General features: G+C 54.9%; 10 protein-coding genes. 1 reads left to right on the forward strand and 9 read right to left on the reverse strand.

What is annotated here, in order from left to right:
* Positions 1 to 125: 125 nt before the first annotated feature.
* The 4 genes from ACYVC2_RS25470 to ACYVC2_RS25485 all read right to left on the reverse strand — a co-directional run bounded on the left by ACYVC2_RS25470 (position 126) and on the right by ACYVC2_RS25485 (position 3,679).
* Complete coding sequence (locus tag ACYVC2_RS25470) at positions 126 to 515, reverse strand: hypothetical protein (RefSeq protein WP_461107107.1); 390 nt, start codon at positions 513 to 515, stop codon at positions 126 to 128.
* A 115-nt stretch (positions 516 to 630) separates the two neighbouring features.
* A complete protein-coding gene (locus tag ACYVC2_RS25475; protein ID WP_461107109.1) occupies positions 631 to 1,650 on the reverse strand; it encodes a bile acid:sodium symporter family protein in 1,020 nt (339 codons plus the stop codon).
* Between the two features lie 239 nt (positions 1,651 to 1,889).
* Complete coding sequence (locus ACYVC2_RS25480; protein ID WP_461107111.1) at positions 1,890 to 2,357, reverse strand: anthrone oxygenase family protein; 468 nt, start codon at positions 2,355 to 2,357, stop codon at positions 1,890 to 1,892.
* Positions 2,354 to 3,679 (reverse strand): glycosyltransferase, encoded by a 1,326-nt coding sequence (locus ACYVC2_RS25485; RefSeq protein WP_461107113.1) that lies wholly within the window; start codon positions 3,677 to 3,679, stop codon positions 2,354 to 2,356. The genes ACYVC2_RS25480 and ACYVC2_RS25485 overlap by 4 nt, the downstream gene beginning before the upstream one ends.
* Positions 3,680 to 3,896: 217 nt before the next feature.
* On the opposite strand from ACYVC2_RS25485, the gene ACYVC2_RS25490 reads away from it, so the two are divergent.
* Complete coding sequence (locus tag ACYVC2_RS25490) at positions 3,897 to 4,121, forward strand: hypothetical protein (RefSeq protein ID WP_461107115.1); 225 nt, start codon at positions 3,897 to 3,899, stop codon at positions 4,119 to 4,121.
* 46 nt (positions 4,122 to 4,167) lie between these two features.
* On the opposite strand, the gene ACYVC2_RS25495 is transcribed toward ACYVC2_RS25490, so the two are convergent.
* The 5 genes from ACYVC2_RS25495 to ACYVC2_RS25515 all read right to left on the reverse strand — a co-directional run bounded on the left by ACYVC2_RS25495 (position 4,168) and on the right by ACYVC2_RS25515 (position 12,664).
* Positions 4,168 to 4,944 carry a LytR/AlgR family response regulator transcription factor gene (locus tag ACYVC2_RS25495; RefSeq protein ID WP_461107117.1) on the reverse strand — a complete coding sequence of 259 codons (777 nt, stop codon included), beginning with the start codon at positions 4,942 to 4,944 and terminating at the stop codon, positions 4,168 to 4,170.
* Complete coding sequence (locus tag ACYVC2_RS25500) at positions 4,916 to 6,112, reverse strand: sensor histidine kinase (RefSeq protein WP_461107119.1); 1,197 nt, start codon at positions 6,110 to 6,112, stop codon at positions 4,916 to 4,918. The genes ACYVC2_RS25495 and ACYVC2_RS25500 overlap by 29 nt, the downstream gene beginning before the upstream one ends.
* Positions 6,113 to 6,238: 126 nt before the next feature.
* Positions 6,239 to 9,703 (reverse strand): methylmalonyl-CoA mutase family protein, encoded by a 3,465-nt coding sequence (locus tag ACYVC2_RS25505; protein WP_461107121.1) that lies wholly within the window; start codon positions 9,701 to 9,703, stop codon positions 6,239 to 6,241.
* A gap of 188 nt (positions 9,704 to 9,891) precedes the next feature.
* Positions 9,892 to 11,697 (reverse strand): ELWxxDGT repeat protein, encoded by a 1,806-nt coding sequence (locus ACYVC2_RS25510; RefSeq protein WP_461107123.1) that lies wholly within the window; start codon positions 11,695 to 11,697, stop codon positions 9,892 to 9,894.
* A gap of 271 nt (positions 11,698 to 11,968) precedes the next feature.
* Complete coding sequence (locus ACYVC2_RS25515; protein WP_461107245.1) at positions 11,969 to 12,664, reverse strand: SIR2 family NAD-dependent protein deacylase; 696 nt, start codon at positions 12,662 to 12,664, stop codon at positions 11,969 to 11,971.
* Positions 12,665 to 12,694 lie beyond the last annotated feature (30 nt).

Here is a 12,694-nt window from a genome sequence, read left to right on the forward strand (position 1 = left end):
CCGACTAGCCCGAAAAAGACCATCCCCAACCCGATAATTTAACATACCGGATTGGGGATGATGTACCGCGGAGTTCAGTCCGCTTTTTCTAACTGACTGGCGGACTGAACTCCGCGATATCAGTACTAGCCTCGGCGACCGTAAGGGCCGTTGAAGCGGTTAGGCTGCTGCGTGGTAAACAACCGATCGCGTTGCGCCGAAGTTAATACAGCCAGCATATCCTGCCGTTTGCGGAGCTGAAGCTGGCGCAGGCCATCGGGCGTCAGGCGGGAGGTTTGAAACAGGTGATCGTAATTATCTTCGATTTTGTGTAACTGCTTTTCCTGACGGCGCGACAGACCCACCAGGGCGTCGATGCGGTCGATTTTTAGGTCGTCCTGGAACTGGTCGCGGTCATAGCGGGAGCCATATTGCGGAGGACGATTGTCGAAGGGTTTCGAATAAACGCCCTGGGCGAATGAAACCGTGGTAGCTAAGCTAAAGAAGGTAAGAGCGGTTGCGATGATCGTTTTCATGATTCAGTTGTTTTATTGTGCGTAACTGAATCTTAGAAGCAAATCGCCCCGCTGCGTTTAATCCGGGTGTAGGGCATACTGGCTGAATGCCCCGAAATGCTTGCCGAGTCGGGCCTTACCCTTGCTGAATGGCCGGTTTGGTTTCCCGATTTCGAACCGCCATCGACTGCGCAATGATGCTGGCTACGATCAGTTGCAGCGCGTGATAAATCATGATCGGGAGCAGGGCTACCCCCGCGATGGTAGCCGGAAATAACACGTTCGCCATAACGCTGCCCTGTACCAGCGATTTCTTGGAGCCACAGAACAGGGCTGTGATGCGGTCTTCCCGGTTAAATTTGAGCAGGCGGCCCAGTACGGTGATGAAGCCGAAAATCAGGAAAAAAAGACCCAGCATGAGCGCAGCCAGCCAGATCAGATCCGTTAGCGAAAGGCTCTCGAACGAATGCCGCGCAAACGATTCGCAGAAAGCAGTATACACAATGAGCAGGATGGTCGCCTGATCGAAATAGCGCAGCTCCGATTTGTACTGGGTCGCCACCCAGCCCAGCCGCCGATTCAGGATAAGTCCCAGCACGACCGGTAAAATGACCTGAAGGGTTAATTTGCCAATAACTCCTGCCAGGTCGTACTGCCCGTTGGTGGCCGTCAGCACAAAACTCATCCAGACAGGGGTGATAAACACGCCGATCAGGCTGGAAATGCTGGCGTTGAAGATGGCCGCTGGCAGGTTTCCCTCCGCAATGGAGACCATCACTACCGACGAGGAAACCGTGGAAGGCAGAGCTGCTACATAAAAAATGCCGAGCCAGAGCGTTGCCGTGTCCGGAGTTTGAAGCAGCGATCGGGCCGCCAGCACCACGCCCGGAAACACCACGAAGGTCGTTAGGTGGATAACCAGGTGCAACCGATAGTTGCGCAGGCCTTCACGTAACTGACCGAAATTGAGCTTCAGACCGTAAAAGAAAAAGATCAGGGAAACACCGTAATTGGCCAGCGAGGATAACGACAACGCACCTTCCTGGATTCCCGGATCGGGCCAGAGTTTGGCCAGCCCCACCATAGCCAGGAGCGCAAGAATGAACCAGTCGAGCCCCACGCGGGCCAGCAACGAAGCAAGCGAGGATTTAGCCATAATAACAGGGTAACCCGGGCCAATGTCGTTTCGTTTGCCAACGCGCACTTTCCAGAAGAAATGACCCGGCTGGTAGGTAGGCTATCGCTTTGAATCGACGACTTACGTTGCTGCCAGCCAACTTGGGGTTAACGGATTGTTGCGTCTTCCCGAATGATTCCTATCATGCTTAAGGTAATTTCTGGATTGTGTAGAACCCACAAACGATTAAATCGCTGACGGAATTTAACCTTCCGGGCTCATAGCTGCCCAAATAACCCCAGCAACAGGCAAAAAAGACCCGAAATGCTGCACACCTGTCGCCATTGCATATACCCAAGCCATTGATTGCGCACCTCCGACCAATTGGCCGGGTAATGCGTGGGCGACCAGGTCTGGATCTGATTGTTCAACGGAATATTGCCCCTGACGGCGATGACCAGATCGACAATGATCAGCACCAGCGCAACGGTGGAAAGAACGAACAGCCTGGATGGCGCCTGTTGCCGTATAAGAACCAGGACCATGAGGCCGGTAAGAATACTGCCGAAGTAAATAACCTTCAGGTACGGGCCAATGACCAGGTCGATGGCTTTCCGCTGCTCGATGAAGGTGCTGGCCGATACGTTTTTCAGGCCCGCCGTGCCACCGATCAGGTAAAAGAAAGCCTGCCCGGCAAGGATGCAGAAAAGCACGGTTTGAATGAATTGAGCAATTTTTAAGGTCATGTCTCTGAAAAATGCGGTGCGGAAAGCGGGATGGTGGCCAGCAGTTTGTCGATCGACTCCTGGCAGAGTCGGTTGGTGTCATAATGTGAAAACTCGTCGCTGAGCTGCTTTACGTTTCGCCGGTACGATGGATCGTTCAGGACCTGTTCGACGCTTTCCCTAATCTGATTTGCCGTGGGCGTTTCGGTTTTCAGGCTGATTCCGAGCTTGAAATAGTTGATTCGGGCGGCAATTTCGCTTTTGCCTTCGTGTACGCCGGCAGCCACCATCGGTAGTCCATGGCGAGCTGCCAGCAATACGCCCCCGTAGCCCGCATTGGTCACAAAAACACTCGCCAGCGGCATGACAGTCTGAAAATCAATGAAATCGTCGATCAGAAAATGCGGTTGCGGGAAGCGCATACGCAGAGCCTCCGTGGAGGAGCCACCGGTCGTGACGATAACGAAGGTATCCGTTGCCAGTTTGAACGCTTCCAGCGTCGGCATCAGCAATTTTTTGGGATCACGCTCCACGGTTCCCTGGGTGACCAGCACGATACGTCGGTAGCGTTGCAGGGCTGCTTTCGGCCGAAACGGGCGCGATTTTCCGGAGCGATAGGGGAGCAGTGGTCCCACAAACTGAATCGTGGGACTGAGGCTGTTGCGCGGGTATTCGAAGCCCGGTACGCCACTCTGCCAATAAACATCCACCCGCCGAACCAGGGTATCGAAAAAGAGTTTATCGGTGGGTTCCAGGCCATACTGCCGCAAATAGGTGTTGAACTGGTCGGTACATGGTTTAAACAGAAAATGGGTGGTGATGAACCGCATAAAATCCTGTTTTCGACGCCCCCAGAAGCTGGCCGAAGGTTCCAGACCCATACCCGCTGGTGGCAGGCTCCGATCGCTTTCGCCCAGGGGAGCGATGCCAGCCGCAATGACCGGTACGTTAAACATAGCTTTGATAAACGGAGAGGCCATGAACAGCACATCGCAGATGACCAGGTCGAACGGAAACTCCCGGCGGATCGCTTTCAGGTCGGCCATAAATTCCGGAATCCGGGACAGGAAGATGTGGTTCATGTCGAACCGCAACCGCTCGATAGTGCCCTTGATGGAGGTGCGTTCGGGTAGTTCCTGATCCAGATTAAACTGGTTGATTTCGCGGGCCTGCCGGAAGCTATAGTACGGTATAGACAGCTTCTGCACCGTTACCGAGTAGCTCGGCCCGCTGTACCAGCGTACGTCGTAACCCTGATTCCGCAGATGAACGGCCAGGGCCGTTAGGGGTTTTAGATGACCATCCATGGGCAGGGTCGCGAACAGAATTTTTTTAGCAGACATAAGAAGACAGCCTGGATCGTGAGTGAAAAATTTTACCCAAAACAACGGAATAGGCCTGCCAACAGCAGGTCGCATTATTCAAAGCGACCGAACGGATGGATAAACGAGGCATTTCCGCATGTGAGCGGATCTTCCCGGCTGGCGAGGGGCAGTGAGGCCGGTAAATCTGAAATGGGCTGGCTGTCGTACATGACTACATCACCACTGTAGCATAATCTTGCTTTTCCAACATCAAGGTAAGGAGCTGGCCTCCAGCGTCGTATCCAACGTAAAACACGCCCTCGGGCTAAAAGAGCCAAAGCCTGGTAATAAAGGACAGTGCAGCCGGAAATACTGGGTCATCACCGTTCATGTGGTCGGCACTTATTATAACGTATCCGAACCGATCATCCAGCTGGCTATTGATAAGTATGCGCTCTACAACCCTGGTAAAGGCGGCTGATAAGCGGGTTTCGTTTATTTGTTCTTCGCCCGCCCGGGGGCCTGCTTCAGGCCGACTTTGCGTAAAACGCTTTGAGGTTGTCGCGGTAGTTGCGGGTCCACTTCAGCTGCTGACCTGTTTTTAACTTAACCAGGTATTCGCCATTGAAATACGTTTCGACTTCGGCAATGTAGTTCAGATTGACGATGTAGGAGCGGTTAATCCGGACAAAATCCGCGGGGTCGAGCCGGGTTTCCAGACTGGTCAGGCTTTCGTAAATCGTGTGGCGCTGCTGATCGGTGTGCAGCGTAATGTAGTTGCCGTCGGCATCGAGGTAGCTGATATCGGCTGTTTTGACGAGGTACATGCGCCCCGTTTCTTTCACCAGAATTCGCTGAAGGTATGAGCCACTGGGCTGGGCTGCCTGTTCGGCCATCAGTTGATTGACCAGCGCTTCCATGCGCGGCTGCGCTCGCTGCGCCAAACGCTCCTGCACACGCCCCAGTGCCTGATGGAACCGCACTTCATTGAATGGCTTCAGCAGGTAATCGATGGCGTTGACTTCAAAAGCTCGCAGCGCGTACTGGTCGTAGGCCGTGGTGAATACCACAAATGGCTGGTGGTGCGGCCAGATTTCTTTCAGCACCTCGAAGCCGTCGAGTTCCGGCATCTGGATATCCAGAAAGATCAGATCGGGCCGGTGTTGCAGGATTTTGATGACGGCTTCTGTGCCATGGGCGGCTTCGTCGACGACGCTGAGTGCCGGAACGGCCTGCAGAAACGTACGGATGACCCCGCGGGCCAGCACTTCATCGTCAATGATGAGCGAGCGATAGGTTGTCATGCTGCGAAGGAGTTAACAGGCTGGGTTGCCCCGGAAAAGTCAGTTGAACGAGGGTGGTACCACCCGCCGGCTGGTCGAAATCGAACTGGGCGGCTTCTCCGTAGGCCTGACGTAAACGCAACCGGGTGTTGCTCAGCCCCAGCCCGCTGCCGCCCCGGCTTTTTCGGCGCTGGCCGATCCCGTTGTCATAGACGGTAATCTGAATAGTGTCGGCCCGTTTACGGGTGCTGATCCGGATGAGGGCGTCCGTCGTCAGCCCCGAAACGCCGTGGGTAACGGCGTTTTCGACCAGTGGCTGAAGCAGCAGCTGCGGCACCAGACAGGTTTCGGTGGTCGGGTCGATGTCGTATTCGATGCGCAGCCGGTCCTGAAACCGAATCTGCTGGATGGCCAGGTACTGCTGGGTAAGGGTTAGCTCGTCGCGCAGGGTCAGAAAGTTGGTGTCCTGTTTGGCCAGCACCCCGCGCAACAGATCGCTTAGGGCGGTCACCATGTCGATGGCTTTGCGGTTGTCGTTCTGAAGCATCAGGCTGACAATCGCGTGGTGCGTATTGAACAGAAAATGCGGGTTCAACTGCATTTTCAGCGACTGAAGCTGCGCGTTGGCGAGCTGGGTTTTGAGTTGTTCGTTGTTCAGCTCGTATTTCAGGTTCTGCTCTTTCAGAGCCTGATATTGATGGACATGCACCCAGATGTAATACCCGACCACCACCAGCAGGTAGGTGATCACCGTCAGGGAATACGTGTACAGAAACCAGACCAGAATATTCAGAGGGTTTATGACATGACCGGTTTCGTACGCGTATAGCGGTTTAACAAAGACGAACGATACAACGGCTACCAGCAAGCCAAACAGCGACGACACCAGCACATGCCCGAGGATGGTTCGGCCCCACGACCCGTTTCGCTCCGTGAGGGGAATGGGAAACCGCTGGGTGGTGTAGATGATGAACGGCGACAAACCCAGCCACATCAGGTACGTAACGAGCCACTGGAGCGACTCGTAGAGGTACATTTTCCCCGGATTGGTCAGTAACCACGTCAGCGTGTGCTGGATGTAGGAAACCACCGCCAGCGTCGACCAGAACACAAGGGCATAGCGCCAGAACTGTCGACGGGTGATGGGCAGGTTAGCCCGCGCTAACAACGTGTCGATGAAGGACGTCATGGTCGGTTCGGTCAGCAGATCGGTAAACTTAGCGGAATCGGCCGTTGCGGCCGACCCGTTTTATACGAACGGCAGGATTCAGTCTGTAAAACGCCTGATTGACGATGTAAACGACGGCTTTACCAGCTACATGTTGCGTCGGTATCGACCACCGACGGCATAGAGCGCTTGTGAAAGCTGACCCAGCGAGCACACTTTAGTAGCTTCCATCAGGCTCTCGAATAGATTCCCGCCCGTGAGCGCGGTGGTTTGCAGATGATCCAGCGCCCTGGTAGCTTCATCCCGATGGCGCGCCTGAAAAGCCTGACACGAGTCTACTGCGTAGCGTTTTTCCGTGTCGCTCGACCGAATGACTTCGGCAGGAACGAGGGTAGGAGAACCCGCTGGATCAAGGAAGGTATTGACACCCACGATGGGCAGATCGCCGTTGTGTTTCAGGGTTTCGTAATACATCGACTCATCCTGAATCCGGCCGCGCTGGTACATCCGTTCCATAGCCCCCAGAACCCCCCCGCGTTCGTTGATGGCCAGAAATTCCTGGTAAACCGCTTCTTCCACCAGCTCCGTCAACTCTTCGACCACAAATGAACCCTGCAGCGGATTCTCAGTTTTTGTCAGCCCAAACTCCCGGTTGATGATCAATTGAATGGCCATCGCTCGCCGAACCGATTCTTCGGTGGGGGTCGTAATCGCTTCGTCGTAGGCGTTGGTATGCAGGGAGTTGCAGTTGTCGTAAATAGCCAGTAGCGCCTGTAGAGTCGTGCGGATGTCGTTGAACGCAATCTCCTGAGCGTGCAGGCTTCGCCCCGAGGTCTGGATGTGGTACTTGAGCTTTTGCGAGCGTTCGTTGGCCTTGTACTTGTTGCGCATGGCTTTCGCCCAGATGCGCCGGGCCACCCGCCCCAGCACGGTATATTCCGGGTCCATGCCGTTCGAAAAGAAGAACGACAGGTTCGGCGCAAATTCATCGACGTGCATACCCCGGCTGAGGTAGTATTCCACGAAGGTAAACCCATTCGACAGGGTAAACGCCAACTGTGAAATGGGGTTGGCACCGGCTTCGGCAATGTGGTAACCCGAAATCGAAACCGAATAGAAATTCTGAACCTGATGGTCAATGAAATACTGCTGGATATCGCCCATCATGCCAAGTGCAAACTCGGTCGAGAAAATGCAGGTGTTCTGCGCCTGATCTTCCTTCAGAATGTCGGCCTGTACCGTTCCCCGCACGCGCCGGAGCGTATCGGCTTTGATCTGCGCATATACGTCCGGGGGCAGCACTTTATCCCCAGTAGTCCCCAACAGCAGCAATCCCAGCCCATCGTTCCCTTCCGGAAGCGGCCCTTGGTAGGAAGGGGCGGGGGGCATAGGGGAGAGGGTATGGGGGAAAGGGAGAAGATTCTTAACACGCTCTGCCCCATGCCCTCCCCCCTCTGTTCGCAGCCACTTTTCACACTGCTGGTCGATGGCGGCATTCAGGAAAAAGCCCAGGAGCATAGGCGCTGGGCCGTTGATCGTCATGGATACGGAGGTGGCGGGGTCGTAGAGGTCGAAGCCAGAGTACAGTTTCTTGGCATCGTCGAGGGTGCAGATGCTGACGCCCGAATTGCCGATTTTACCGAAAATATCCGGTCGCATGGCCGGGTCTTCGCCGTATAGCGTTACTGAATCGAAGGCGGTCGACAGGCGTTTGGCGGGCAATCCTTTCGATACATAATGAAACCGGCGGTTCGTCCGTTCGGGGCCACCTTCGCCGGCAAACATGCGGGTAGGGTCTTCGCCTTCCCGCTTGAGCGGAAAGACACCGGCGGTGTATGGAAACGCACCCGGTACGTTTTCGGTTAGTAACCAGCGCAGGATGTCGCCCCAGTCGTGGTATTTCGGTAAGCTGACTTTCGGGATTTTTAGGTGCGAAATCGTTTCCGAATACAGCGGCTGTCGAATGACCTTGTTCCGAACCCTAAACTCGTAGTTTTCGGCCCTATATCGCTGCTGGGTTTCCGGCCACTGCTGCAGCAAAGCCCGACAATCGGCCGTTAAACGCGTTTCCAGATTGTCATATAGCGCTTTTAAGAATTCCTTCACCGCATCGTCGGCCACGAGTTTCAGCGACCCGTCGAGCTGGTAAAGCTGCCGGGCGAGTGTGGTCTGATCCTGCACGAACGTATCGTACCGCCGACTTTCTTCGACAATTTCCGCCAGATAGCGGATTCGGTCAGGGGGGATAGGGGCGGGGGTAATGGCAGGGATGGCAGGGGGAGCTGGGGTGGCAGGGATTGAATGGGTGGGGCGGGATTGAGCACCGGTTCCCTGCCCTCCCAGCTCCGTGCTTTCCTTACTCCCCCTGCCATCTCTGCTCCCCGCGCCACCCCCTGCCCTCTGCCCCAACCCCTCCGCCACCCGTTCAAACAGCGTGTTCATGCCCGCGTCGTTGAACTGAGCGGCAATCGTACCGACGATCGGGAGGGCCTCGTCCGGAACATCCCACAGGTTGTGGTTGCGCCGGTATTGTTTCCGAACGTCCCGGAGCGCATCGAGCGAGCCGCGTTTGTCGAACTTGTTGATGGCAATTAGATCGGCGAAGTCGAGCATGTCGATTTTTTCGAGTTGGGAAGCCGCGCCGTATTCCGCCGTCATCACGTAAAGAGTTTTGTCTGCGTGTTCGGTGATGGCCGTATCGGACTGCCCAATGCCCGACGTTTCGACAATGATCAGGTCGAACTGAGCCGCTTTGCAGACATCGATCGCGTCCTGCACCGAGCGGCTCAGGGCCAGGTTCGACTGCCGCGTGGCGAGCGAACGCATGTACACCCGGGGCGAATGAATCGCATTCATCCGGATACGGTCGCCCAGCAGTGCCCCGCCTGTTTTCCGTTTCGACGGGTCGACCGATAAAATCGCCAGGGTTTTATCCGGAAAAGTTCGTAGAAACCGTAGCACCAGTTCATCGACCAGCGACGATTTTCCGGCACCACCTGGCCCGGTAATACCAAGCACGCTTGTCGAAGGGTTGAGCGTCTGAAGACGCGGGCGCTCGAACTGGTCGGGATGATTTTCGGCCGTGGAAATGAGCCGGGCAATGTGCTCAGGGGTCTGGACCGAAAGACTGCTCGGTGTGCCCGTCGGGGGCAGATCGAAATCGCACTGGCGTAGTAGATCGTTGATCATGCCCTGTAAGCCCATCGTTCGCCCATCGTCGGGCGAGTAGATGCGCGCGATTCCGTACGCCTGGAGTTCGGCGATTTCCGACGGTAAGATTGTGCCCCCACCACCCCCGAAAATGCGGATATGACCCGCACCGCGTTCCTGGAGCAGGTCGTGCATGTATTTGAAAAACTCCAGATGGCCCCCCTGATAGCTCGTCACGGCAACCCCCTGAACGTCTTCCTGGATGGCACAATCGACGATTTCGGCCACCGACCGGTTGTGCCCCAGGTGAATAACCTCGGCTCCCGACGCCTGCATAAGCCGACGCATCAGGTTGATGGCCGCATCGTGCCCGTCGAACAGCGAAGCCGCGGTCACTATCCGGATTTTATGCGCATACGGTGTGGCGTTTATCGGGGCGGGGGTAGACGATTGGGCGAGCATAAAGCAGAATAGTCTTCGATCAGCGTTGGTATGATAAACCAAAGTTACACTGGAAGACAGACTACTGATCACTTAACGCCAGGCAAGCCAGACCGTTACGAATGGAGATAAATTTATGATCCGTACAGGTTGGGGAGCCTGGAGTAGCCTGGGCAAAACCAAGCTGACGATAGTTGAGACAACGGGTCTTATTGCGGAAAATAATCAATCCGGTTAGAACTGACGTTATTATCGAACTGGGCTTCGATTTCGTTATTCCCCATGATTACCGAACTGATGGTCAGAACCCCGACCGTGGCCCCCGGGTTGAGTACACCTGTTAATCCAAAGGAAACTATGTCGCCTGCCGCAACGGATCGTGTCGTGGTCAGCGTGTAATAATTTCGGCTGGACGTGGCATCAAAATTCCACAGGCTATTATTGACAGGTTGCCCATTTACGCTCGTTAAATTCGGATTGAATCCCAGTGTCACCCGCGGATCTTTGGTGACTTTAACGGTGAGCGTCCCGGTTGTTGCCATCGAGTTAAGTTCGGACAGGACCGTGACTACGCCCAGCGTTCCATTACCCCGTACCGTCGACGGGCGGGCGTAGAGCGTAGGGGAAATATCGGGAGCTGCAATATACAGTTGGGGATATGATGCACTATTGGGGTTAGCTGCAAAATAAAGCGAGCTGGTACCACTGGTAAATTTGACGGGGGTCGAATTTCCAGCTGGGTCGACATCGGCTACCAATACCGTACCATTCGTTGTTCCGTCTGTTTTCCAGAGTTCAAATCCTTTGGAACCTGTCCATCCCGTAAAATAAAGCACCCCATTAACCTTCCCGAACCCCGCATAGAAACCGCTGCCATCTGAGTCAAGGTCTTTGATCAGCGCGGTGCCGGTATCGTAGCCGTTGCTCCTCCAGATCTCGTTGCCGTGCACGCCATCGTTGGCCACAAAACAGGCAAATCTATTCAATTCAGTTATCCCGAATGGTGAAGAGCTCGCCGAACCTGGCCGAATGTCCATCACCATCTGAGTGCCAATGCCGGTTCCGTCGGTCTTCCACAGTTCCTGTCCGTGCACATTGTCATTGGCACTAAAGAAGACCGTACCGTTTACGTTAGTCAAATAGCCGATGTGAACGTTATTGATTGGGTAGATATCCCGGACCATGTAAGTACCGCCGGCCGTTCCGTCACTATGGAAGAGTTCATTACCATGCTCACCATCGTAGGCAGTAAAATAAACTGCCCCGCCTGCACTACAGAGTGGCTGCCCGTTGAGCGACGATTGTGGTCCGGAGCCCGTTACCCCAGGCCGGATATCCTTCACCAGGAACGTTCCGTTTTCCGTGCCATCCGTTCGCCAGAGTTCATTCCCATGTTCGGCATCCGTTGCGGCAAACAGCACAATCCCAACCATCGCCGGATCGAGCGTACCGTCCAGGGCGGCAAAACCATAGGGTGACGAGGTATTTTTAACATTACTGCTGGGTCGGTAGCCCGGAAAGATATCCATGATCATGTAGGTCCCGTTTGTCGTTCCGTCGCTTCGCCAGAGTTCAGACCCGTGCTCGCCATCGCTGGCGGCAAAATACAGGACACCGTTGACGTAGGCTAGGGAGTTGGGAGTGGAGCTTCCGGCACCCGGGTTGATGTCTTTGACCATGTAGGTAACGGCAGGTGTACTGGCCCAGAGTTCTACACCATGCGACCCGTCGTTGGCGGTAAAGAAGAGGGTGCTGATAAGGCTTGCCTTCGTTAGCCATTGTGGGTCGGAGCTGGCGGTGCCTGGTCGGATATCCTGGATGTAGGTGCCATCGGGAGTGCCATTGCTTACCCAGAGCTCACTGCCGTGGGCCGCGTCAAGCCCTTTGAAATAGCCGATACCGTTTACGTTGGTTATGTTACTGACGTCATTTAAACCCGTTGTCAGCTGTACGGGCGTTTGCGCCTGTGCGTTTAACGTAATAAAAAGGGCAACGATGAATCCTGTTTTACTCATGACGAGTGGCATGGATAGTTAGCTGTAAGCAAGTGAACCGATCCGCGGTTTGTATTAGCCTGGAGAAATACCGATCACTTGCTCTTAGCCCCCTGACTTAGAGGGCGATCAATTGCCAAAGGAAAGCTAAATGCCTAAATACAGTGAGGGGAGATTTCCCGTATTTGATACAGAAATCTCCCCTCACTACCGAAAAAGAATACACCCATTAAAAGGGCTGATCCACGTGAGCTAATGAATGGTGAAGGTTACTCCGTTGTGCCCACTAAACTTACTTATCCGCTGTCAGCAGCTTTTCGGTTAACTGCGTCAGACCGACGGTAGCGGGTTCGGCGATGAATGTCACGTTAGGCCGCTTCTGCATGGTCGGTATGTTCGGATCGACCACGTAGATCGGTATGCCATCGCGGACGGCATACACCAGCCCGGCCGCCGGATAGACGTTCAGGGACGTACCGACCACAATAAAAATGTCCGCTTCGTGGGTAATCTCCAGAGCAATATCCATCATCGGTACGGCTTCGCCAAACCAGACAATGTGCGGCCGTAGCTGCGAACCTTTTTCGCAACGGTCGCCCAGTTTCAGTTCCCAGCCGTCAATGTCATAGATCAGGTTTGGGTCTTTCGTGCTCCGGGATTTAAACAACTCGCCGTGCAGGTGAACGACCTTCGAAGAACCCGCTTTCTCGTGCAGGTTATCGACGTTCTGGGTGATTACCGTCACGTCATATTTCGTTTCCAGCTGCACCAGGGCCAGGTGTCCGGCGTTGGGCTGAACGCTCAGGGCCTGTTTCCGGCGCTGGTTATAAAAATCCTGCACCAGCGCCGGGTTCCGTTCCCAGGCTTCAGGGGTGGCAACGTCCTCGATCCGGTGGTTTTCCCACAACCCATCCGACGCTCGAAACGTGGGGATTCCGCTCTCGGCACTAATGCCGGCGCCGGAGAGGACAACGATTTTTTTTTGCATAGGGGTAAGGGCATGGGGGTTAGGGCATAG

It is taken from the genome of Spirosoma koreense (assembly GCF_054777875.1).